At 71.5% G+C, this 23,354-nt stretch carries 19 protein-coding genes; 12 read left to right on the top strand and 7 right to left on the bottom strand.

Annotated elements, in window-relative coordinates:
• Positions 1-75 precede the first annotated feature (75 nt).
• Positions 76-1,677, bottom strand: coding sequence for an ABC transporter substrate-binding protein (locus ACFVTR_RS00875; protein WP_387034135.1), 1,602 nt, complete (start codon positions 1,675-1,677; stop codon positions 76-78).
• Between the two features lie 126 nt (positions 1,678-1,803).
• Here ACFVTR_RS00875 and ACFVTR_RS00880 point away from each other — a divergent pair, with 126 nt between their 5' ends.
• Positions 1,804-2,691, top strand: coding sequence for a LysR substrate-binding domain-containing protein (locus tag ACFVTR_RS00880; RefSeq protein ID WP_387034136.1), 888 nt, complete (start codon positions 1,804-1,806; stop codon positions 2,689-2,691).
• Positions 2,692-2,823: 132 nt separating this feature from the next.
• Positions 2,824-5,109: a hypothetical protein gene (locus ACFVTR_RS00885; protein WP_387034137.1), complete on the top strand. Its 2,286-nt coding sequence runs from the start codon at positions 2,824-2,826 to the stop codon at positions 5,107-5,109.
• An 82-nt stretch (positions 5,110-5,191) separates the two neighbouring features.
• On the opposite strand, the gene ACFVTR_RS00890 is transcribed toward ACFVTR_RS00885, so the two are convergent.
• Positions 5,192-6,988: an acyl-CoA dehydrogenase gene (locus ACFVTR_RS00890; RefSeq protein WP_387034138.1), complete on the bottom strand. Its 1,797-nt coding sequence runs from the start codon at positions 6,986-6,988 to the stop codon at positions 5,192-5,194.
• A 167-nt stretch (positions 6,989-7,155) separates the two neighbouring features.
• On the opposite strand from ACFVTR_RS00890, the gene ACFVTR_RS00895 reads away from it, so the two are divergent.
• From ACFVTR_RS00895 to ACFVTR_RS00910, 4 genes are read left to right on the top strand one after another with little or no spacing between them, the layout of a single operon-like run.
• Complete coding sequence (locus ACFVTR_RS00895) at positions 7,156-7,932, top strand: electron transfer flavoprotein subunit beta/FixA family protein (RefSeq protein WP_387034139.1); 777 nt, start codon at positions 7,156-7,158, stop codon at positions 7,930-7,932.
• A 10-nt stretch (positions 7,933-7,942) separates the two neighbouring features.
• Positions 7,943-8,926, top strand: coding sequence for an electron transfer flavoprotein subunit alpha/FixB family protein (locus ACFVTR_RS00900; protein WP_387034140.1), 984 nt, complete (start codon positions 7,943-7,945; stop codon positions 8,924-8,926).
• Between the two features lie 6 nt (positions 8,927-8,932).
• Positions 8,933-10,525 carry a cytochrome b/b6 domain-containing protein gene (locus ACFVTR_RS00905; protein WP_387034141.1) on the top strand — a complete coding sequence of 531 codons (1,593 nt, stop codon included), beginning with the start codon at positions 8,933-8,935 and terminating at the stop codon, positions 10,523-10,525.
• A 1-nt stretch (position 10,526) separates the two neighbouring features.
• On the top strand, positions 10,527-11,111 hold the full coding sequence (locus ACFVTR_RS00910; protein ID WP_387034142.1) for a TetR/AcrR family transcriptional regulator: 585 nt from the start codon (positions 10,527-10,529) through the stop codon (positions 11,109-11,111).
• 30 nt (positions 11,112-11,141) lie between these two features.
• Here the strand turns inward: ACFVTR_RS00910 and ACFVTR_RS00915 are convergent, their stop codons facing one another.
• Complete coding sequence (locus ACFVTR_RS00915) at positions 11,142-12,284, bottom strand: acyl-CoA dehydrogenase family protein (RefSeq protein ID WP_387034143.1); 1,143 nt, start codon at positions 12,282-12,284, stop codon at positions 11,142-11,144.
• Positions 12,285-12,484: 200 nt separating this feature from the next.
• Here ACFVTR_RS00915 and ACFVTR_RS00920 point away from each other — a divergent pair, with 200 nt between their 5' ends.
• A complete protein-coding gene (locus tag ACFVTR_RS00920; RefSeq protein ID WP_387034144.1) occupies positions 12,485-13,396 on the top strand; it encodes a lytic transglycosylase domain-containing protein in 912 nt (303 codons plus the stop codon).
• 106 nt (positions 13,397-13,502) lie between these two features.
• Here the strand turns inward: ACFVTR_RS00920 and ACFVTR_RS00925 are convergent, their stop codons facing one another.
• Complete coding sequence (locus tag ACFVTR_RS00925; RefSeq protein ID WP_387034145.1) at positions 13,503-13,931, bottom strand: winged helix-turn-helix transcriptional regulator; 429 nt, start codon at positions 13,929-13,931, stop codon at positions 13,503-13,505.
• A gap of 128 nt (positions 13,932-14,059) precedes the next feature.
• Between ACFVTR_RS00925 and ACFVTR_RS00930 the strand changes: the two genes are divergently transcribed.
• The gene (locus ACFVTR_RS00930) at positions 14,060-14,419 is read left to right on the top strand and encodes a DoxX family protein (RefSeq protein ID WP_387034146.1); all 360 of its coding nucleotides are present in this window, start codon (positions 14,060-14,062) and stop codon (positions 14,417-14,419) included.
• Between the two features lie 37 nt (positions 14,420-14,456).
• Here the strand turns inward: ACFVTR_RS00930 and ACFVTR_RS00935 are convergent, their stop codons facing one another.
• A complete protein-coding gene (locus ACFVTR_RS00935) occupies positions 14,457-15,392 on the bottom strand; it encodes a LysR family transcriptional regulator (RefSeq protein ID WP_387034147.1) in 936 nt (311 codons plus the stop codon).
• Between the two features lie 74 nt (positions 15,393-15,466).
• Between ACFVTR_RS00935 and ACFVTR_RS00940 the strand changes: the two genes are divergently transcribed.
• The 3 genes from ACFVTR_RS00940 (at position 15,467) to ACFVTR_RS00950 (ending at position 19,634) form a co-directional block, all read left to right on the top strand.
• A complete protein-coding gene (locus ACFVTR_RS00940; protein WP_387034148.1) occupies positions 15,467-16,969 on the top strand; it encodes an aminotransferase class I/II-fold pyridoxal phosphate-dependent enzyme in 1,503 nt (500 codons plus the stop codon).
• An 82-nt stretch (positions 16,970-17,051) separates the two neighbouring features.
• Positions 17,052-18,530, top strand: coding sequence for an amino acid permease (locus tag ACFVTR_RS00945; RefSeq protein ID WP_387034149.1), 1,479 nt, complete (start codon positions 17,052-17,054; stop codon positions 18,528-18,530).
• A gap of 168 nt (positions 18,531-18,698) precedes the next feature.
• Positions 18,699-19,634, top strand: coding sequence for a LysR family transcriptional regulator (locus ACFVTR_RS00950; protein ID WP_387034150.1), 936 nt, complete (start codon positions 18,699-18,701; stop codon positions 19,632-19,634).
• 84 nt (positions 19,635-19,718) lie between these two features.
• Here ACFVTR_RS00950 and ACFVTR_RS00955 read toward each other — a convergent pair whose 3' ends face one another.
• Positions 19,719-21,101 carry an MFS transporter gene (locus tag ACFVTR_RS00955; protein WP_387034151.1) on the bottom strand — a complete coding sequence of 461 codons (1,383 nt, stop codon included), beginning with the start codon at positions 21,099-21,101 and terminating at the stop codon, positions 19,719-19,721.
• 178 nt (positions 21,102-21,279) lie between these two features.
• Here ACFVTR_RS00955 and ACFVTR_RS00960 point away from each other — a divergent pair, with 178 nt between their 5' ends.
• Positions 21,280-21,501 (top strand): hypothetical protein, encoded by a 222-nt coding sequence (locus ACFVTR_RS00960; RefSeq protein ID WP_387034152.1) that lies wholly within the window; start codon positions 21,280-21,282, stop codon positions 21,499-21,501.
• A 43-nt stretch (positions 21,502-21,544) separates the two neighbouring features.
• Here the strand turns inward: ACFVTR_RS00960 and ACFVTR_RS00965 are convergent, their stop codons facing one another.
• The gene (locus tag ACFVTR_RS00965) at positions 21,545-23,287 is read right to left on the bottom strand and encodes a glycoside hydrolase family 13 protein (RefSeq protein WP_387034153.1); all 1,743 of its coding nucleotides are present in this window, start codon (positions 23,285-23,287) and stop codon (positions 21,545-21,547) included.
• Positions 23,288-23,354: the final 67 nt, after the last annotated feature.

A 23,354-nucleotide genomic window follows, 5' to 3' on the forward strand; every position in this document is an offset into this window, starting at 1 on the left:
ACTCCAGGATCGAGGGGAGGGGCGGCCGGGCGGACCCAGTAGGGCGGTCCACCCGGCCGGGCGGGGCGGCGGGCGTCAGCTCGCGGGCGTGATGGGGGCGAAGAAGGTCGTGAACGGGTAGTTCTCGTTGAAGTCCGCGACGTCGATCGCCGGCGGCACGACGCTCACGGCCTGCGCGTCGTAGAGGAAGAACCCGGGCGCCTGGTCGACGAGCAGGCCCATCGCCTCCTCGTACTTCGCCTGGGCGGCCTCGCGGTCGCTGCCCGTGAGCGTTCCCGCCTCCTCGACGAGGGCGTCGTACTCGCCGTTCTTCCAGTAGCTGAGGTTGAAGAACGGCTCCTCGCTCGAGTGGAACAGCGAGTAGAGGTTGTCGGCGCCGGCGTCGCTGTAGGTCGGCCAGTAGTACACGACGAAGATGTCCTGGGCGGTCGCCGGGTCGGCCTTCGCGTTCTCCCACTGCTGGTTGAAGAGCTCGGCCCGCACGTCGAGGGTGACGCCGATCTTGGCGAACGCGTCCTTGATGAGCGGCACGAAGCGCGCCTCCGACGAGTTCTCGGACGCATAGGTCAGTGTCAGTTCGAGTCCGTCGGCGTGGCCCGCCTCGGCGAGCAGGGACTTCGCCTTCTCGAGGTCCTGCTCGTACTGCGGCACGCTGTCGGAGTACGGGAAGATGCCCTTCGGCACGGGCCCGTGCGACTGGGTGCCGTACCCCTGGCCGCCGACCTCGATGACGTCGTCGTAGGGGATCGCGTAGCTCAGCGCCTGCCGCACCTTCGGGTCGTCGAGCGGCGGCCTCGTGGTGTTGAAGAAGCCGACGAAGTTGAACGGCGAGTTCGCGGTGCGCACCTCGGTACCGAGGTCGGATGCCACGGTGTCGACGTTCTCCAGAGGCAGGTTCGTCGCGAGGTCGACCTCGCCGCTCGTCAGCATCTGCTGCGCGGTGACCGCGTCCGGGGTGATGGCGATGTCGACGATGTCGTAGTGCGGCACCGCGTCCTCGTTCCAGTACTCGTCGTACGCCTCGAGCACGACCTTCTCGCCGGGAGTGTACGACTTCACCGTGTACGGCCCGGTGCCCGCGTCGATGCCCTGCTCGAAGTACTGCTCGTCGTCGGCGGAGGCGGTGAGCGCCTTCGGCGACACGATCCACGCGCCGTACGTCGAGGCGGCGATGAGGTCCATCGGTGCGGAGTACGAGAGGTGCATGACGACGGTCGCGTCGTCGGTCGCCTCGATCGACTCGAGCGGCGCCCAGATGAAGGATGCCCCGGCGTGGTCCTTCGCGGCCTCGATGCTCGCCTTCACGGCGTCGGCGTCGACGGCTTCGCCGTCGTGGAAGGTCGCGCCCTCGCGGATGTGGAACGTCCAGGTGAGCCCGTCGTCGCTCGCCTCCCACGACTCGGCGATGCCGGGGGTGAACTCCTCGGCCGCGCCTTCGGCGTTCTTCCAGAGGAGCGGCTCGTACACGTTGCCGAGGTAGAGCGCCTCGGTCGAGAACGACCGCACCGGGTCCCAGGTGGTGACCGCGGCCGACGCGGCCACGCTGAGCACCGTTGAATCGGAACCGGATCCGGCGGCGGCGCCGCCGGCGGTGCAGCCGGCGAGGCCGGCGATGCCGACGGCCCCGACGGCCAGAACTGCGAGTGCGCGAGAGCGTCGCGCTCGGGTGACTGCCATGACTGCCTCCTGGGGTGGGCTCGCCACCGCGGGGGTCTTCGGCGGCGAAGTGCGGCCAGTCTATGGACGCCGAGCCTTAACAGACCAATACTTAGTTTCGGTTGAAGTGATGCCTGGGAGGTATCGATGGATCTGCGCCTGCTCCGCTACTTCCTCGCCGTGTGCGAGGCAGGCACGCTCCACGGCGCCGCCGCCGTCGTGCATGTCGCCCAGCCCTCGCTCAGCCGGCAGATCCGCCGCCTCGAGCAGGACCTCGGATTCGACCTGTTCGACCGGTCGGCACGGGGGCTCGCGCTCACCGCCGCCGGCCGGAGATTCCGCCCCGTCGCCGAAGACCTCGTGGGGCGCGCGGCGCAGGCGGGCGCGACCGCGCACGCGATCGCGCGCGGCACGGCGCCCGAGCTGACGGTCGTGACCGCCCCCACGACGGCGACCGACATCGTCGCGCCGTTCATCGTCCGCGCGGGACCGGACGGCGTGATCGGCAACGTCGTCGAGGCCATGCCCGAGCACGTCTACGCGGCGGTGGCGACCGGGCGTGCTGACTTCGCCGTCGGCACGCGGATCCCGCCGGCCGAGTTCCGCACGAAGGTGATCGGGCACGCCTACCTCTGGGCGCAGATGCGGCGGGACCATCCGCTCGCCGATCGCGAGACGGTCGACATCGCCGAGCTCGTGACGCAACCGCTCATCGTCATGAGCCGCGCGCACGGCGTCCGCCAGATGTTCGACTCGGCCGCGGCGAGCGCCGGTCTCAGGTTCACCGCCTCGCTCGAGACCGAGTCGCCCCCGCTCGCCCAGGCGCTCGCGGCCGCCGGGCGCGGCATCTGCATCCTCTCCGACGACCCCAGGTTCGGCCTCACGACCACGCCGATCGAGACCGGCACGGGTCCGCTCGTGATCACCCTCTTCGGCGTCTGGGACGAGATGCACTACGCGAGCGCGCAGATCGAGCGCTGCCTCGACGAGATGGAGCAGTTCCTCGTCGAGACCTACCCGCCGAACTCCGTCTGATCGTTCGCGCCGAGCCACCGATGCCCGCGGGGCATCGAAGCGGGGCCGAACAGGTCGTGGACGCGGCACCGACGGGCGGCCACACTGGCTCCGATCGAACCGCCCCCTTCCGAATGGCCTGAAGGAGAACTCGTGCGTCGCTTCGTCCCGCTGGTGCTCGTCACCGCACTCACCGCCCTCGCCCTCGTCGGCACCGGGGTCGCCCCGGCCTCCGCCGCCGTCACGCCCGTGCCGGGCGACCCGCTCACCGGCTCGGGCACGGTCTCGCGCTCCGTGCTCACCGCCGCCCAGCTCACGAGCGGCACCGCCGCAGGCACCGTGCCGAACAGCGCGTTCGCGCTTCCCGCGGCGGCCGCCGCACCCGCCCACGTCTTCTCCGGCACGCTGACGCTGAACGGCGTCGCCACGGCCGGCGGGTTCGCCAAGGTGAAGGACACCGCGAACTACGACGCCGTCGAGGCCCGGAAGCACCTGCCGCCGTTCTCGGTGCAGCTGACGCAGAACGGCAGCCATCTCGTGCCTGCCGAGCGGGGCCTGCAGATCACGGGCAGCCCCGTCTGGAACCTCGCGGTCGGGGCCGGACGCGCCTGGAGCGAGACCGGAGACGGCGGGAAGACGCGCGCCGCGCTGCCGTTCGCGCTCGTCGAGCGGAATGCGAACTGCGTGCACAACGGCCTGCTCAGCTTCCTGTTCGACGCCTCGACGGTGTCGCAGGTGCGCTACCAGGTGACGAGCGAGACCTGCGCGTACTTCCAGTTCGATCTCTGGGGCCAGGTGGGGGCGACCTACGCCCCGGGCGGCCTCGCCGACGCCGACGGCGTCCGCAACGCGTACGCCGCCGAGGTGGCGGACCGCCTGCCGACCAGGCCGATCGCCGCGCTCGCCGCCGACCACCCCGGAACCGGCGTGAACCCCGCGGCGTTCGGCTCGGGCATCACGCCGAGCGCGCTCAGCACCTACGGCTTCGTCTACGACGGGGTGAACTACGTCGGGGACTGCCCGACCCGGCAGGGCGCGTACCCGTTCTGCGGCCAGCTCCTGCTGCCCTCCTACTCGACGGCCAAGTCCGCGTTCGGCGGTATGGCGCTCCTGCGCCTGGCGCAGAAGTACGGCCCGTCGGTCGCGAACGAGACGATCTCCGCCCACGTCGCCGAGGCCGGCGGTGCCGCCTGGAACGGCGTGACGATCGGCAACGCCCTCGACATGGCCACCGGGAACTACAACTCGGCGCTCTTCGAACGCGACGAGTCGGGTGCCGTGATGCTCGACTTCTTCGACGCGGAGAGCACCGCCGACAAGCTCGCGCTCGCGCTCTCCTTCCCGCGGAAGGCGACACCGGGCACCAAGTGGAACTATCACACCTCCGACACGTTCCTCGCGACCCGGGCGATGGACGACCTCCTGAAAGACCAGGAGGGCGCAGCAGCCGACCTGTTCTCGATGCTCCGCGACGAGGTGCTCGCGCCCGCAGGGGTCGGTCCCGACGCGCTCACGACCGTGCGCACCGGCAACTCGCCGAGCGGTGCCCCGTTCGGCGGGTACGGCCTCTTCTGGACGCAGGACGACATCGCCAAGGTCGCCAAGCTGCTCGTCGACGACCACGGGGCGGCGGGCGGCCAGCAGCTGCTGCACCCGGGCCAGCTCGACGCGAGCCTGCAGCGCGATCCCGCCGATCGCGGGCTCACGACGAGCGGTACGACGCCGTTCAAGTACAACAACGGCTTCTGGGGGCTCGACTTCGACAGCAGCGACGACCCCGCGTACACCTCGCCGTTCTGGGTGCCGTTCATGTCGGGCTACGGCGGCATCACCGTCGCCCTCATGCCGAACGGCTCGAGCTACTACGTCTTCAGCGACAACAACGAGTTCGCGTGGGCGTCCTCGGTGAAGGAGTCGAACAAGCTCACCCCGATGGTCGAGGGCACCGGTGGCGGCGGTGGCTGCGTCGCGGCCGACGCGATCGGCAACGGCGGCTTCGAGACCGGCACCGCGACGCCCTGGGCCGCGTCCGCGGGGGTCGTCGACGGCAGCCCGGCCGTGCAGCCGGCGCGCAGCGGGTCGTGGAAGGCGCTGATGAACGGCGTCGGGGACGGCGGCAGCCTCGCGACGCTGAGCCAGGTGGTCACCATCCCCGCGGGCTGCACGAACGCCACGCTGCGGCTCTGGCTCCGGGTGGTCTCCGACGAGGTGCTCGCCAACGTCTACGACAAGCTCGACCTGGAGGTCACCGATGCCGACGGCGACACGACGCGCCTCGTCCGCTGGTCGAACATGGACGAGCAGGACTACACGCTCGAGACCGTGCCCCTCGGCGCGTACGCCGGACAGACGGTGACGCTGGCGTTCACGGGCGACGAGAATCTCCGACGGGCGACCTGGTTCGTCATCGACGACGTCTCGCTTCCCGTCGCCGGCTGAGCTGGGCACTCCAGCACGCGACGACGAGGGGCGGATGCCACGCGGCATCCGCCCCTCGTCGGGATCGCGCTGTGCGGTCGGATCAGACGCGCGCCCCGCGCGCCACCGCGTCGCCGAGTGCGGCGGCGTCGAGGGCGAAGAGGTCGCGCGAGCCGGCGGTCGCCGCACTGGCGAGGCCCGCTGCCTGCGGCAGCAGCTGCTCGGCGTAGAACCGGGCCAGCGGCAGCTGCGTCTCGGCGATGCCGTCGTCATCGAGGCCGCGTGCCGCGAGCGCCGACTTCGCCATGAGCCAGCCGCCCACGACGAGGCCCCAGATGCGCTGGTACGGCGTCGAGCCCGAGAGCACGGCGTTCGGGTCGGTCGCGCCGGTGCGGAGCATCCATGCCGTCGTCTGCTCGAGCGTGTCGAGCTGGGCGCTCAGCTGGGCGCGGATCGAGGCGAACTCCTCGCCCGCCGCGGCCAGGTCGGCGTCGAGTTCGCGCATGCTCGCGATGAACTCGAGTGCGGATGCCCCGTCGCGGACCGGGAGCTTGCGGCCGACGAGGTCGGCGGCCTGGATGCCGTTCGTGCCCTCGTAGATCGCGGCGATGCGGACGTCGCGGTAGTGCTGCGCGGCGCCGGTCTCCTCGATGAAGCCCATGCCGCCGTGGATCTGCAGCGCGAGCGAGGTGAGCTCGTTGCCGAGGTCGGTGCCGAACGACTTGCTGATCGGGGTCAGGAGGCCGACGATCTCGTTCGCGCGAGCGCGGGTCGCGGGGTCGGCGTGGTGCGTCGACACGTCGGCGTACGTCGCCGTCAGCAGCATCATGCGGCGCATCGCGGCGATATATGCCTTCTGCGTCATGAGCATGCGGCGCACGTCGGGGAAGTCGATGATGGGGGAGTCCTCGGTGGCGCCGATCGCGCGACCCTGGATGCGCTCGGTCGCGTAGTCGAGCGACTGCTGGTAGGCGCGCTCCGACACCGCGAGGCCCTGCATGCCGACCGAGAGGCGGGCGCTGTTCATCATGACGAACATGATGCGCATGCCGATGTTCTCGGCGCCGACGAGGTACCCGGTGGCGTCCTCGTACGAGAGCACGCACGTCGGCGAACCGTGGATGCCCATCTTGTGCTCGACGCCGACGGTGTGCACGCCGTTGCGCTCGCCGATCGAGCCGTCCTCGTTCATCAAGAACTTCGGCACGATGAAGATCGAGATGCCCTTGGTGCCGGCGGGGGCGTCGGGCGTGCGGGCGAGCACGAGGTGCACGATCTGCTCGCTGAGGTCGTGGTCGCCGAAGGTGATGAAGATCTTCTGGCCGGTGATGCCGTAGGTGCCGTCCTCGCGCTTCACGGCCTTCGTGGTGAGGGCGCCGACGTCGGATCCCGCGTGGGGCTCGGTCAGGTTCATGGTGCCGGTCCACTCGCCGGAGACCATCTTCGGCAGCCACTGCTGCTTCTGCTCGTCGCTGCCGTAGTGCAGCAGTGCCTCGATGGCGCCCTGCGTGAGCAGCGGGGCCAGCGCGAACGCCATGTTCGCGGTCGTCATGAGCTCCTGGAGCGCGAGGCCGACCGTGCGCGGGAACCCGCCGCCGCCGAACTCCTCGGGCAGCGGCACCGAGCCCCAGCCGGCGTCGACGTAGGCCGAGTAGGCCTCCTTGAAACCCGTCGCCGTGGTGACGGTGCCGTCGGGGTTCAGCGTCGAACCCTCGAGGTCGCCGGCGCGGTTGGTCGGGGCCACCAGCTCGGTCATGAAGTTGCCGGCCTCATCGAGGATCTCCGTGACGGTCTCGAGGTCGGCGTGCTCGTAGCCGGGCAGCTGCGCGACGGCGTCGTAGTCGACGACGTGCTCGAGGGCGAAGGCGATGTCTGCAACAGGGGGTCGGAATCCGCTCATGCCCGCAGCGTAACCCCGCGCCTCCGTACCGGCCAGCGAAACTGTGCGGGTTCCACGAGCGGCTCGGGCGAGCCTTCCGGCCGCTTTGGCGGCATCCCACAAATCAGTGTCCCTTTCAGGCAAGCAAGTGCTTGGTTAGGATGGAGCCACTCGTGCGAAGGAGCGGAATGAAGATCGTCGTCCTGGTCAAAGAGGTCCCCGACACCTATGGGGACCGCAAGCTGAACCTCGAGACCGGCCTCGCCGATCGCGCGGCGAGCGACACGGTGCTCGACGAGATCGGCGAGCGCGCCCTCGAGGTCGCACTGAGCTACGCCGACGCGAACGCCGACACCGAGGTGGTCGTGCTCTCGATGTCGCCCGGGTCCGCCGCGGCGACCGTGCGCAAGGGCCTCGCCATGGGCGCGTCGTCGGCCGTGCATCTCGCCGACGAGGCGCTCGCCGGCGCCGACCTCGGGCTCACCGCCGAGGCGCTCGCCGCAGCCCTCCAGCACATCGGGTACGACCTGGTGATCGCCGGCAACGAGTCGACCGACGGATCGGGCGGGGTGCTCCCCGCGATGATCGCCGAACTCCTCGACGTGCCGAATGCGACGAGCCTGAACTCGGTCGAGATCGCCGACGGCGAGGTGCGCGGCGAGCGTGCGAGCGACCACGGCACGATGCGGGTCACGGCCGCGCTGCCCGCCGTGATCTCGATCACCGAAGCGCTGCCCGACGCCCGGTTCCCGAACTTCAAGGGCATCATGGCCGCGAAGAAGAAGCCCTTCGAGACGCTCACGCTCGCGGAGCTCGGCGTCGACGCCGAGAGCACCGAGGCCTCGCGCTCGATCATGATCTCGCTCGGCGAGAAACCGCCGCGCACCGCGGGCACCAAGATCGTCGACGAGGGCGACGCCGGCGAACGCCTCGCCGAGTACCTCGTCCAGAACCGGCTCGCGTAAGGGATCGACGATGACTGACTACACGGCCGACTCCATCCTCGTCCTCCTCGACGTGACCCCCTCCGGCGCGCTCACCAAGAGCGCCGCCGGTCTCCTCGGCGCCGCCGCCGGCATCGGCGCCCCCGTCGCCCTCCTCGTCGCCGCGGGCGACGGCGAACAGCTCGCCGCCGACGCCGCCGCGCTCGGCGCGAGCCGGGTGCTCGTCGCCGAGCACTCCGAGCCCGGAGCGCAGCTCACCGTGCCCGCCGCAGACGCGCTCGCCGCCGCCGCCGAACTCGTGCGGCCCGACGCCGTGCTCGTCTCGAACTCGATCGAGGGTCGTGAGATCGCGGCGCGGTTCGCGGCGCGCTCGCGCTCGGGCCTCGCCGTCGACGCCGTGGGCGTCTCGCGCGACGCCGAGGGCGTCGTGGCCCACCACTCGGTCTACGGCGGCGCCTACAACGTCGACTCCGCCGTCACCTGGGGTGCTCCCGTCATCACCGTCCGCGAGGGGGCGATCGACGCCCGCGCCGAGGCGCAGCCCGTCTCGGTCGAGCGGCTCGCGGTCGCGGCATCCGGACGCAGGGCCGCCGTGATCGAGAGCGTCGACGAGGCCGTCGTCACCTCGTCGCGTCCCGAGCTGCGCGGCGCCGCGAAGGTCGTCTCGGGCGGCCGGGGCCTCGGATCCGAGGAGCAGTTCGCGCTCGTCGACCAGCTCGCCGACGTGCTCGGCGCCGCCGTCGGCGCGTCGCGCGCCGCCGTCGACGCCGGTTACGTGCCGCAGTCGTACCAGGTCGGCCAGACCGGCGTCTCGGTGTCGCCGCAGCTCTACATCGCGCTCGGCATCTCGGGCGCGATCCAGCACCGCGCCGGCATGCAGACCGCGAAGACGATCGTCGCGATCAACAAGGATGCCGATGCCCCGATCTTCGAGATCGCCGACTTCGGCGTCGTGGGCGACCTGTTCACGGTCGTGCCGCAGCTGATCGCCGCGCTCGAGGCGCGGAAGGCGTAACCCCCGATGGCGACGTACGGGCGAACGACACGGCAGGGCCTGCCTCGGGTCGCGGGCGGCGAGCCCTGGCCTCCGGTGGTCGAGCTCGCGGGAGTCGCGGCGGTGCAGGCGGAGGCGGCGCCCGCGGCGGCGGCGGCCGAGCAGCTCGAAGCGTCGCCGGTCGCCGCGACGACGCCCGCCGAGACCGCCGTGGCGAGTCGTCCGGTGCGGCGGGGACTGCCGCGCGTGCCGGGCGGTGAGCCCTGGCCGCCCGCCGGATCGGCGACGGTCGCGGCCTCCGCGGGTCTCGTCGCGGATGCCACGAGCGCGAGCGCTCCCGAGGTCGCCCCCGCAGCCGTGGTCACCGAGACCACGCCTGCCGCGGCGCCCACGGTCGCCGCGGCGCCCGCTGCAGCTACCGCCTCGGGTGGCGTCGCACTGCGCCGCGGACTGCCGCGCACCTCCGGCGGCGAGCCGTGGCCCCCCGCGGGCACCGCGCCCGCGCGGCCCGAGCGCGTGGTCGAGATGCCTGCCGCGACCGTGCCGGTCGTCGCCGAGGTCGCGGTCCAGACCGCACCGGCACCCGTCGCCGCACCCGCGGCCGCCCCTGCCGACGTCGCCCCGGCCGCCGTGCCCCAGCGCACCCCGGCACCGCAGCCTCGTCGCGCGGCGCCGGTCGTGGCATCCACCCGCCCCGCGGCCGAACCGTGGCCGAAGCTCTACGGACCGTACTCGCGAGCCGAGTGGGCCAGCGCCCTCGCCATCGGCGGATTCGGGTTGCTGCTCGCGGCGACCGGCGTCGTCGTCGTGGTCAACTGGCTGCTCGCGCTCGCGCCGATGCAGGACTTCCTCGCGACGTACCCGGGCGAATACCACCTGCCCGAGGGTGCGCCCGTCGGCATTCCGGCCTGGATCGGCTGGCAGCACTTCTTCAACGTGTTCCTGATCGTGCTCATCATGCGATCGGGCCTGCAGGTACGCACCCAGAAGCGGCCGACCGCGTTCTGGTCGCCCCGCTGGAACGCCAAGCGCAAGATCAGCCTGTCGCTCTGGTTCCACCAGTCACTCGACATCCTGTGGCTCGTCAACGGCGCGGTCTTCGTCGTGCTGCTCTTCGCGACCGGGCAGTGGATGCGGATCGTGCCGACCAGCTGGGAGGTCTTCCCGAACGCGATCTCGGCGTTGCTGCAGTACCTCTCGCTCGACTGGCCGACCGAGAACGGCTGGGTGAACTACAACAGCCTGCAGCAGATCGCCTACTTCGTGACCGTGTTCATCGCCGCCCCGCTCGCCGCGATCACCGGGGTGCGCATGTCGGGGCTCTGGCCGAAGAACGCGAAGACGCTGAACCGCATCTACCCGGTCGAGTGGGCGCGCGCCGTGCACTTCCCGGTGATGCTCTACTTCGTGGCGTTCATCATCGTGCACGTGGGGCTCGTCTTCGCCACGGGGGCGCTGCGCAACCTCAACCACATGTACGCCAGCCAGGACGTCGTGAACTGGGTCGGATTCTGGATCTTCGTGGGGTCGCTCGTGGTGATCGCCGCGGCCTGGGTCGCCGCGCGCCCGCTCGTGCTTGCGCCCATCGCCCGGCTGTTCGGCAAGGTCAGCGGGCGCTGAGGTGGGAGATGGAACGGGGCGGCGCGAGCAGATCATCGCGATCGCGACGAGGCTGATCGCCTCGCGGGGCTACTCGTCGACGACCGTGCGCGACATCGCCGACGAGGCCGGGATCCTCTCGGGCAGCCTGTACCACCACTTCGCCTCGAAGGAGGCGGTGCTCCAGGAGATCCTGCACACTTTCCAGCACGACACGCTCTCCGCGTTCGAGCGCATCGCGGCCGGCGGCGGCAGCCCGCGCGAGCACCTCGACCAGCTCATCGAGCACGCCTTCCTCACGATCGAGCAGCGCCCCGACGAGGTGCGCATCTATCAGAACGAGACCGGGTTCCTGATGACCCAGCCCGGGTTCGAGTTCCTCGTCGACGGTGCCGCCCGCATCGAGGAGATCTGGCTCGAGCAGATCACCGCGGGCCAACGCGACGGGGTCTTCCGCGACACCGTCGACCCGCGTCTCGCCTTCCGGTTCATTCGCGACGCCGTATGGTCGACGGTGTTCTGGTACCGCCCCGGCGGCAGCCACACCGCCGCGAGCCTCAGCGCGAACTACCTCGAGCTCCTGCACTCGGGACTGCTCGCGAGCTGAGCGCCGGGCGCGACCGCCCGACCCGAACCCTCAGCGCGAGCCGAGCAGCCGGCGAGCGATGATCATGCGCATGACCTCGTTCGTGCCCTCGAGGATCTGGTGCACCCGCAGGTCGCGGACGACCCGCTCGATGCCGTACTCCGACAGGTACCCGTACCCGCCGTGCAGCTGCAGCGCGCTGTTCGCGACGGTGAACGCCGCATCGGTCGCGAACCGCTTGGCCATCGCACATCGGGCGGTGGCGTCTGACTCACGGGCGTCGATCGCCGCGGCCGCGTCGTGCACGAGCAGGCGTGCGGCGTGCAGCTCGGTCGCCATGTCGGCGAGGGTGAACGCGACCGACTGGTGCTCGGCGAGCGGATGCCCGAAGGTCTCGCGCTCCCGGACGTAGCGCAGCGTGCGGTCGAGCGCCCACTGGGCGCCGCCGATCGAGCACGCCGCGATGTTCACCCGCCCGCCGTCGAGCCCGGACATCGCGATCGAGAAGCCGTCGCCCTCCTCGCCGAGTCGGTTGCCCACGGGAACGCGCACCCCGTCGAGCACGACCTGGCGGGTCGGCTGGGCGTTCCATCCCATCTTCTTCTCATCGGGCCCGAAGGAGAGCCCGGGCGCCTCGCCGGGGACGACGATCGCGCTGATGCCCCGGGATCCGGGCTCGCCCGTCCGGGCGAAGACGAGGTACACGGCGGAAGATCCGGCGCCGGAGATGAATTGCTTCACGCCGTTGAGCACGTACTCGTCGCCCTCGCGCCGGGCGGACGTCGTGACGGCCGCGGCATCGGACCCCGCCGACGGCTCCGTGAGGCAGTAGCTGCCGCGATCGACCAGGGAGCTCATCCGGGGCAGCCACTGCTCGCGCTGACGGTCGTCGCCGTACCTGTCGATCATCCACGCGACCATGTTGTGGATCGACAGGTACGCGGCGATCGCGGTGTCGCCCTTGGCGAGCTCCTCGAAGACGAGTGCCGCGGTGAACCGCCCCAGGGCCGAGCCCCCGAACTCCTCGCCGACGTAGATGCCGCCCAGGCCGAGCTGACCGGCGCGCTCGAGGGCGTCGACCGGAAAGTGCTTGGTCTGGTCGCGCTCGTTCGCGAACGGGGCGAGCTCGGCCGCGGTGAACTCGCGGACGGCGGCCACGATGGCGAGCTGATCTTCGGAGAGTGCGTTCGACATGGCGCAATCAGCCCTTCTTCGTGCCGACGTGGCCGAGCCTAGTCGGGTGGGCGGCGATTCACGAGGGCCGACTGGCACGTTTCGGGCGCGCCGGCGGCGACGGACGCGTAGTGTGGATGGGGGTCGTCGCCGTCGCGCTCGAACGAGTGCCACCGGAGCGGCCCTGCGGGCACCTGAACCAACGCCCGAACGGAGCAACGATGTCCTGGGACGACGATTTCGACGCCGATGATCGCGGCGAGCGTCGGGCAGCGCGCACGCGCGTCAGCTGGGGCCGGCTCGTCGGACGGGTCGCGATGTACCTGGGTGCCACCGTCGGGGTCGTCGCACTCGTGGTCGGCGTCGTCGTCGCCGTGAATCTCATCGGCACGGCGCGGAACCCCGGCGGATTCGCCGCGCCCGCCGCCTACGGCTCGTACGTCGCGCTGCCGCCGACGACCTCGCAGCCCGACGACCTCGACCGGGCCGAGGGCGACGCCTCCGCCGACGGAGGCACGGCGACGCCCGAGGACCCCGCCGACCTCTCGGGCTCGGGTCGCGAGTCGCTGCCCGTGCCCGTCGTCGACGGCGACTGGCTCGCAATGGCGGCCGACGCCACCGGGATCCCCGAGCGGGCGCTCGCGGCGTACACGCTCGCGCACGTCGCGGTGGCCGAGGAGGAGCCGGCGTGCGGCGTCGACTGGGCGACGATCGCCGCGATCGGGTCGATCGAGTCGGACCACGGCCGCCACGGCGACTCGGCGCTCGGCGAGTCGGGCGACGTGAGCCCGCCGATCATCGGCCGGGCGCTCGACGGCGACGGCGTGGCGAAGATCGCCGACACCGACGACGGTGTCCTCGACGGCGACACCACCTGGGACCGGGCGGTCGGACCGATGCAGTTCATCCCGTCGACCTGGGAGCGGTGGGCGAGCGATGCGAACGGCGACGACGTGGCCGACCCGCACCAGATCGACGACGCCGCGCTGACCACGGCGCGGTACCTGTGCGCGGCGGGCTCGATGACGAGCCCCGAGGGCTGGCGCGAGGCGGTCTACTCGTACAACCACGACAACGACTACGTCGACAAGGTCGCGCGGGTCGCGCAGGAGTACGCGGACCTGATCGGCTGAGGCCGGGAGGCCGGGAGGCCGGGAGGCCGGGAGGCCGGGAGGCCGGGAGGCCGGGAGGGCCGAGCACGGCGGCCGAGCGCGGCGCCGGCGGCGCACCGCGACGAGCTCAGCGCTCAGCGTCGAAGGCCTCCCGGGCGTCGAGGATGTCGGTGCGGTGCGCGGCGGCCCACCGGGCGAGCTCGATGACGGGCTCGGACAGCGAGCGGCCGAGCGGGGTCGCCGCGTACTCGACGCGGGGCGGGATCTCGGGGTAGCTCGTGCGGGTGACGAGGCCGTCGCGCTCGAGACTGCGCAGGGTCTGCGTGAGCATGCGGTGCGAGATGCCGTCGATCTTGCGCTGCAGCTCGGTGAATCGGAGGGGGCCGTCGTGCAGCACGCCGATGACGAGCATGCTCCACTTGTCGCCGACCCGGGCGAGGATCTCGCGGATGAGGCCGCTCGCGGGGTTGTCGACGCTGCACGCGGCGGTGCCCTCGTGCCCGACGGGCGCGTCGAGCGGTGCGACGGTCATGGTGCGTGCCGGCCGGGTGGGCATTGCGGCTCCTCTCGCATGGCCCGATACGCACCTCGAGGTGCGTTGCGCACGGAGAAGTGCCGGGACCTGGGGGTTTACGATACCAGATCGTGCGTTACGAACTCTTCGTAACCGAGAAGGGAACCCCCATGATCATCGCCCTCTGGATCGCCACCGCCGTGCTCGCCCTCGCCTTCGTCATGGCCGGCACGATGAAGGTCGTCACCCCCTACGAGCGCGTGGGGGAGAAGATGTCGTGGGTGGAGGTCGTCAACCCTGCCCAGCTCAAGGGCATCGGGGCGCTCGAGGTGATCGGTGCGATCGGCATGATCCTTCCCGCCGCGACCGGGATCGCACCCTGGCTCACCCCGATCGCCGCCTTCGGACTCGCCGGCATGATGGCCGTCGCCGTGGGCCTGCACGTCCGCCGCAGCGAGCCCTTCGCCCCGAGCCTCGTGCTCGGCGTCATCGCACTTGCGATCGGCGCGGGTTGGCTGATCTTCGCCTGAGCGGGGTCCGGGCGGTGCCCGCCGCCGGGCGGGTGCCTCACGAGCGGGGCGGACCCGCAGGCGCAGCGGTCGTCTGACGGGAGAGCTCGGCGGCCGCGTCGACGAGGATGTCGCGGAGACGCGCGAGGGCCGGCAGCTGCGCGTCTCCGCGGGTGACGAAGGCGAGGCGGCGCATCCCGAGCTCCTGGACGGGCGGTCGCACGACCACCCCGAACCCCGGCACGAAGGTCGACGGCACCGCGAGCGCGACGGCGAGATCGGCGGCGACGAGGCCGTGGATCATGTTGAGGTCGTCGGTGCGGGTGAACACGTGCAGCTCCCGCCCGAGCGCGGCGCTCGCACGACGGAGGACGCGTTGCGAGGCCTCGTCGTCGTTGCGGCTGCCGATCCAGCTGCGGCCGAGCTCGCCGAGGTCGAGCTCGTCGAGCTCCGCGAGCGGGCTCGACGCCCCCACGAGCACGTGGAACGGTTCGGACATGAGCAGGGTCGGCTCGAGATCCGGCGCGTCGAAGACCGGGTCGCCTTCGAGGTCGTAGATGAGGGCCGCATGGAGGGCGCCGTCGCCGAGCATCCGCACGAGCTCGGTCGGCTCTCCCTCGACGAGCTCGACCTCGACGTGCATCGACTCGCGGAGCGCCCGGATCGCCTCGGGGAGGAGGCGCGAGCCGATCGAGGGGAAGGTGCCGACGACGAGTGTCATCGCCCCGGCGTCGCGATAGGTGGCGACGAGTCGCTCGGCGTGCGCGACGCGCGCGAGGATCTGCTCGCCCTCCTCGGCGAGCAGCTCGCCGATCGGGGTCAACCGTGCGCCCCTGGGCGTGCGCTCGACGAGCCGCGCCCCGAGCGCCGACTCGAGGGCGTCGAGGTGGTGCGTGACCGTCGGCACCCCGTAGTGCAGGGCGTTCGCGGCCTTCGTGAGACTGCCGTTCGCGCGCACGGCGAGGACGACGCGGAGCTGTTGCAACGAGATCACTCATAGAGCGTATGTCGCTGCGGCAAAGATTCACCCACTTCTCATGTCGCGCGATGGTTCCTAACCTGAACGTCATGCTCCACGCCGCACCGACGCAGCTCCCCACGCAGACCGAGGTCCCGTACGCCGACGCGCTTCGCGCGCTCGCCGCGGGCGACTGGCAACACATCCACGTGCCCGCCCACCACGGCCACGCCGAGAACGCCCCCGGGATCGCCTCGTTCATCGGCGAGCAGGCGCTGCGCATGGACAAGCCGATGCTCTTCAGCGGCATCGACCAGGACAGCTGGCGCATGATCAACCCGGCCAAGCCCACGCCGCTCGCCCGCTCGCTCGAGCTCGCGGCCGATGCGTGGGGCGCCCGCCGCGCCTGGTTCCTCACCAACGGCGCGTCGCAGGGCAACCACATCGCGACCATGGTCGCCCGCGCGCTCGGCCGTGAGCTCGTCGTGCAGCGGGGCGTGCACTCGAGCGTCATCGACGGCATCGCCCACGGGGGCATCGACGCCCACTTCGTCCAGGGGGCGGTCGACAGCGCCCTCGGCTCCTCGCACGGGCTCACGGCCGAGCAGGTCGATGCGGCGCTCACCGCCCACCCCGCGAGCGGCGCGGTCTACCTCACGAGCCCCAGCTACTTCGGCGCCGTCTCCGACATCGCCGCGATCGCCGAGGTCGCCCACGCGCACGGCGTGCCGCTCATCGTCGACGAGGCCTGGGGCGCCCACTTCGGCTTCCACCCCGAGCTGCCGACGAACGCCGCGAGGCTCGGCGCCGACCTGGTCGTCTCGAGCACCCACAAGGGCGGCGGTTCGCTCACCCAGTCGGCGATGCTCTTCCTCGGCGAGGGGCAGTTCGGGCAGCGCCTGGAAGGACTCGTGGACCGCGTGCACCGCTCGTACCAGTCGACGTCGTCGAGCGCCCTGCTCATGGCCTCGCTCGACGAGGCGCGCCGCCGCCTCGTCGTCGACGGCGAGCGTTCGATCGGCGAGACGCTCGCCGCGGCCGACGCGATCCGCCGCGGCATCCGCGATGGCGGGCGCTTCGGCGACGCGAGCGACGACATCCGCCGGAGCGCCGGCACCGTCGACCTCGACCCGTTCAAGATCGTCATCGACACGCGCGCCGGCGGTATCTCCGGGGGCGAGGCCCATCACCGCCTCATCCGCGACCACGGCGTCGTCGTCGAGCTCTCGACGCACTCGGCGATCCTGCTGCTGCTCGGCGCGACGAGCCGGGTCGACGTCGATCGGTTCCTCACCGCGCTGCACGCCCTCCCCGTCGCCGCAGAGAGCCTCAGCGAGCCGCGCCCCCTGCCCGCCGTCGCCCCGCTCGCGATGAGCGTCCAGGACGCGTTCCTCAGCGAGACCGAGGTGATCCCGTGGGAGGAGAGCGTCGGCCGAGTTTCAGCTGACGCGCTCGCCGCGTATCCTCCTGGTATCCCCAATGTGCTTCCCGGTGAACCGTTCACCCGCGAAGTGCTCGATTTCCTCCGCGCCACCGCTGCCGATCCCTCGGGCTACGTGCGCGGCAGCGTCGATCCCCGGCTCGATCGCGTGCGCGTCGTCGCCCGAGCCTGAGCCGGGCGCCGAGCCCGGGCAGGCAGCCCGGAGCCGGCCTCGAGCACCCCGCCCCGATCCGCACAGACGAAGGAGTCCCCCTATGACCGAAGCGGCATCGCCCCCCAGAACGACCGACGCCTCGAGCGACGCCCCGCCGGCCGAGCTCGAACGCGGGCTGAAGAACCGCCATCTGCAGCTCATCGCGATCGGCGGCGCGATCGGCACCGGCCTGTTCCTCGGCTCGGGCACCGTCATCAGCCTCACGGGGCCGTCGATCATCTTCGTGTACATGATCATCGGCGTCTTCGTGTTCTTCATCATGCGGGCGCTCGGCGAGCTGCTGCTGTCGAACCTGCACTACAAGACCTTCGGCGACATCGCGAAGGACATGCTCGGCCCGTGGGCCGGGTTCTTCGTCTCGTGGACGTACTGGTTCTCGTGGGTGGTCGCCTGCGTCGCCGACATCGTCGCGATCACGGCGTACACCCAGTACTTCGCCCCCGACATCCCCGTCTGGGTGCCGGCGCTGCTCACGGCCGTCGGCCTGACCATCCTCAACCTGCAGCCGGTGAAGTGGTTCGGCGAGACCGAGTTCTGGTTCGCGATCGTGAAGATCGTCGCGATCCTCGCGCTCATCGCGGTCGGCATCGTGCTGATCGTCACCGGCTACACGAGCCCCGACGGGGTGCAGGCCTCGGTCACGAACCTCTGGGAGCACGGCGGGCTCTTCCCGCTCGGCGCCTCGGGGTTCATCATGGGCTTCCAGATGGGCGTGTTCGCGTTCATCGGCGTCGAGCTCGTCGGCACCGCCGCCGCCGAGACCGAGAACCCGCGCCGAAACCTGCCGAAGGCGATCAACTCGATCGTCGTGCGCATCATCGTCTTCTACGTCGGTGCGATGGTCGTCATCATGAGTATCACGCCGTGGGACCAGATCGAGGCGGGCACGAGCCCGTTCACCTCGACGCTGCTGCTCGCGGGCTTCGGGGCGGCGGCCTTCGCCATCAACCTCGTCGTGCTCACCTCGGCCGCATCGAGCGCGAACTCGGGCCTGTACTCTGGCACGCGCATGCTGTTCGGCCTCGCGAAGGACGGCCATGCGGCGCGCGTCTTCGCGAAGGTCGATCGCCGGTTCATCCCGCGCAACGCCGTCTTCTTCACCTGCGTGTTCCTCTTCGCGGCGATCCCGCTGCTCTACGCGGGCGACGGCGTCGTCCAGGCGTTCACCTTCGTGAGCTCGGTGTGCGCCAGCCTCGTGCTCTTCACGTGGGGCTCGATCGTCGCGAGCCACCTCGTGTACCAGCACCGGTACCCCGAGAAGCACGCGGCGTCGGCGTTCCGCATGCCCTTCGCCAGGGTCACCCCGTGGCTCGTCTTCGCCTTCTTCGCGTTCATCATCGTGACGCTGCTGCTGGGAGAGTCGACGCGGCCCGCGCTGCTCGCGGCTCCGGTGTGGTTCGTCGTCCTCGCGATCCTGTGGATGCTCCGTCGTCGCCGCCTGCTCCGCGAGGGGCTGCCGCTCACCGGGGCGATCCCGACGACCACGCACCCGCTCGACGAGGTCGACGCGGAGCGCTGACGCTTTCGAGACCGGGCCTGCGGCCGCCCTTGGGGGAGGACGGCCGCAGCGCCCATGCTCGGCCGCCGTTGGGGAGGGCGGCCGAGCGCCCTTCTGCCCGGTCGGGCCATCCGGCGGGCGGTTCGACGCGGGCGCACTCCGGTGCGGCGACTTCGCGACTGTGCGATCATGCACAGCGTGATCACGGCACCGCGGCCCGCCGCGAACCCCGACGACCTGCTCGTCTTCCTCGCGGTCGCGCGTTCGGGGCGATACACCGCCGCCGGCGCGGCGCTCGGCATCAACCACACGACCGTGGGCCGGCGCATCGAGTCGCTCGAACAGGCGCTCGGCGGCCGGGTCCTCGTGCGCGGCTCCGCGGGATGGGCGCTCACTGCGCTCGGCGAGCAGGCGCTCGTCGCGGCCGAGGGCGTCGAGCAGGCGCTGCGCGGGCTCGACCCCGAGGCGACGGCGCTCGCGGGGGTCGTGCGGCTCTCGGCGACCGACGGCTTCAGCGGCTACATCGCGGCGCCCGCGATCGTCGCCCTGCGCCGCGAGCATCCCGAGGTGTCGCTCGAGATGGTCGCGGCGACCCGCCGGGCGGCGATGCAGCGGGTCGGGGTCGACCTCGAGGTCGTCGTCGGCCGGCCGCACGTGCACCGCGCCGAGGCGAGCCACCTGGCCGACTACACGCTCGGGCTCTACGCGAGCCGGAGCTACCTCGAACGGCACGGCACCCCGGCCGACCTCGCCGGACTCGCCGGGCGCCCGCTCGTCTACTTCATCGAGTCGATGCTGCAGGTGGACGCCCTCGACGACGCCCGTCGTGCGGTGCCGCGCATGCTCGACGCCGTGTCGAGCACGAACGTGTACGTGCACATCGAGGCGACGCGTGCGGGCGCCGGCATCGGGCTGCTCCCGGCGTTCCTCGCCGATCAGCACCTCGACCTCGTGCGGCTCCTGCCCGAGGCGGTCGAGGTGCGGCTGCCGTACTGGATGGTGATCCACCCCGAGGCACTGCGTCAGCCGCTCGTGCTCGCCTACATCACGGCGCTGCGCGCCCGCATCGAGGAGGTGCGCCCGGCGCTGCTCGGGCGCTGGGCCTCGGGTGCCCGTGACGAGTGAGGCGGACGACGAAGCGGATGCCGGGCGCAGACGCCGACGGCCGGCCCGTACGGTGACGGGCCGGCCGCGGCATCCGGTTCGTGGTCAGGCGTTCGCCGTGACCCGGTCGGGCTTCTCCGCCGCGCCGAGCCGCTCGCGGTCGGCGGCGTCGAGCGTGCGGAGGTCGAGCCCCTTCGTCTCGCGGGCCGCCGCGACCGCGACGAGGGTGATCGCGCAGGCGATCGCGACGTAGATCGCCACCGGCACGCTCGAGCCGTACTGCGCGAGCAGCGCGGTCGCGATGATCGGGGCGAGCGAGCCGGCGAAGATCGAGGTCACCTGGTAGCCGAGGCTGACGCCCGAGTAGCGCATCCGGGTCGGGAACATCTCGGCCATGATCGCCGGCTGCGCGGCGTACATGGCGGCGTGGAACACGAGCCCGAGCGCGATCGCCGCCCAGATGACGACCGGCTGGCCGGTCTGCATCAGCGGGAAGGCGAAGAACGCCCAGGTGGCTCCGAGCACGGCGCCCGCGGCGTACACGCGCTTGCGGCCGAGCCGGTCGGAGAGCCGCCCGAACACCGGGATGACGAGGAAGTGCACGACGTGCGCACCCGCGAGGATCAGCAGGGTCGCCGAGGTGCCCTCCTGCACGACCTGCGTCAGGTACACGATCGAGAAGGTCACGACGACGTAATACAGGATGTTCTCCGCGACGCGGAGGCCCATCGCGACGAGCACGCCCCCCGGGTAGCGGCGCAGCACCTCGAGCGGGCCGAACGAGTTCGCCTTCACCTGCTCGCGCTCCTGCTGCATCTCGAGGAAGATCGGCGCCTCGGTGACCTTCGTGCGGATGTACCAGCCGATCAGCACGATCACCGCCGACAGCCAGAACGCGACGCGCCAGCCCCAGCCGAGGAACGCCTCGGCGGTGAGCGTGGACGAGAGCACGAACAGCACGAGGGTCGCGAGCAGGTTGCCGATCGGCACCGCGGCCTGCGGCCAGCTCGCCCAGAAGCCGCGCGAGCGGTCGGGGCTGTGCTCGGCGACGAGCAGCACCGCACCGCCCCACTCGCCGCCGAGGGCGAAGCCCTGCGCGAAGCGCAGCACGACGAGCAGCAGCGGCGCCGCGAGGCCGATCTGCGCGTAGCTCGGCAGGCAGCCGATGAGGAAGGTCGCGGCGCCGATGAGCAGGATGCTCACCTGCAGCAGCCGCTTGCGCCCGTACTTGTCGCCGAAGTGTCCGAACACGATTCCGCCGAGCGGGCGGGCGATGAAGCCGACCGCGTAGGTGAGGAACGCGGCGATGATGCCCGCGAACGGGTCGTCGGACGGCGGGAAGAACACGGTGCCGAACACGAGCGTCGCCGCCGAGGCGTAGAGGAAGAACTCGTACCATTCGACGACGGTGCCCGCCATCGACGCGGAGACGACGCGTCGGAGGCCCGACGCGGACGTCGGCGCCTGGGCGGCTTGGGACTGGGTCATCCGATGCTCCTTTGCATGAACGGAGTGGGCGGCAGGGTCGCGCCACTGCTCGATTCTGGGGCGGCCGACCGTCTGCACCAATGGGGAGATCCGCACGCGCCGTGTGCGAAATCGCACATTCGGCTGTGTCAGGCTGGCAGCGACGCACATACGGGACGAACGGAAGGGTGCGACGAGGATGACCGGACGCGGGAAGCGGCGACTGATCGCGGTGCTCGTCGGCGTGGGCGGCACCGCGCTCGCGCTCGCGTTCGTCCGGATCTCGCTCGACTGGTCGGACGCCCAGCCCTACGAGGGCGAGGCGACCGAGATCCGCTACATGGTCTTCGCGACGATCGCCGGTCTCGCGATCATCGCGAGCGCCGTCACCGCGATCGTGCTGTGGCGGCGGGCGCGCTGAACGAGGCGCCCGCTGGGCTGGCCTGCGCGGGAGCCCGCGAGGTTCAGCGCACCCACACCGTCGTCGCGCCGGGCAGGCTGCCGTCGCCGGGCAGTTCCCCGCTCGCGATCAGCACCTCGCCCGCGGGCATCGGCACGGCGTCGTCGCCGAAGTTCGTCACGGAGCGCCAGCCGCCCGGCCGGGCGAAAGCGAGCACCGACGGTCCGGATGCCTCGAGCCACTCGAGGGTCTCGTCGCCCTGCAGTTCGCGGCGCAGCCCGAGTGCCGTGCGGTAGAGCTCGAGCGTCGAGCCCGGCACCCCCGCCTCGACGTCGACGGCGTAGTCTGCGAACCACTCGGGCTGCGGCAGGTGCGGCGCTGCGGCGCCAGTGGGGCCGAAGCCGAACGAGGTGCCCTCGGCCGTCCAGGGCAGCGGCACGCGGCATCCGTCTCGACCGATCTCGACGCCGGTGTTGCGGAAGAACGCCGGATCCTGCCGGTCGGCGTCGGGGATCTCGCCCACCTCGGGCAGGCCGAGCTCCTCGCCCTGGTAGAGGTACGCCGAGCCCGGCAGCGCGAGCATCAGCAGCGTCGCCGCGCGGGCGCGGCGGAGCCCGAGGGCCGTGTCGACGAACTCGGGGTCACCGCCCGCGAGGAGCCACGCCTTGCCCTCCGCCCCGGTCGGCGTGCCGCCCGCGGCGCCCGACTCGACCGTCAGGCCGTAGCGGGTCGCGTGCCGCACGACGTCGTGGTTCGAGAACACCCACGTCGACGAGGCGCCCGTGGCGGCCGCCTCCGCGAGGTTGTTCGCGATGACCTCGCGGAAGCCCGCCGCGTCGAACCCGGCCTGCAGCAGGTCGAAGTTGAAGGCCTGGCCGAGCCCTTCGGGCGAGGCGTAACGGGCGCGCCGGTCGGCATGCACCCAGGCCTCGGCGACCGCCGTGCGCGGCGGGTCGTACTCGTCGAACACCTGTCGCCACTCGGCGTAGATCTCGTGCACGTCGTCGCGGTCCCAGAGGGGGTGCGAGCCGTCGGCGAAGAGGTCGGCGCGGTGGATCGTCGCGAGATCGTCGTGCGAGGCGTCCAGGTCTTTCTTCAGCCCGTGGGCGACGTCGACACGGAAGCCGTCGACGCCCCGGTCGCTCCAGAACCGCAGGGTGCGCCGGAAGTCCTCGTGCACCTCGGGCAGCTCCCAGTTGAGGTCGGGCTGCTCCTTCGCGAAGAGGTGGAAGTACCACTGGCCGGGAGTGCCGTCGGGCTCGGTGACGCGCTCCCAGGCGCTGCCGCCGAAGATCGAGGTCCAGGCGTTCGGCGGCAGTTCGCCGTTCGCGCCGCGCCCGTCGCGGAAGAGGTAGCGCTCGCGCTCGGGCGAGCCCCTGCCTGCGGCGACCGCGGCCCGGAACCACTCGTGCCGGTCGGAGCTGTGGTTCGGCACGATGTCGACGACCACCTTGATGCCCGCCCCGTGCAGCGCCGCGACCATCTCGTCGAACTCGGCGAGCGTGCCGATCTTCGGGTCGACGTCGCGGTAGTCGTCGACGTCATAGCCGCCGTCGGCGAGCGCCGAGGGGTAGAAGGGGCTCAGCCACACCGCGTCGACGCCGAGCTCGGCGAGATAGGGCACCCGCGAGGTGATGCCGACGAGGTCGCCGATGCCGTCGCCGTTGCGATCGGCGAAGCTGCGCGGGTAGATCTGGTAGACCGCCGCCTGCCGCCACCAGTGCGGGTCGGCGGCCGACGACGCCGACGGTTCCGACGCGTGCGATGCGGTCGGTGCGGATGCCTCGGCGCGGGCGTCGTTCGTCATGCGGGTCCCTTCGGAGCGGCGCCGGCGGGACGCCGCACGCATCCCGCCATTCTCGCCGAGCGGCCGC

It is taken from the genome of Agromyces sp. NPDC058126 (genome assembly GCF_042884595.1).
Taxonomy (GTDB): domain Bacteria; phylum Actinomycetota; class Actinomycetes; order Actinomycetales; family Microbacteriaceae; genus Agromyces.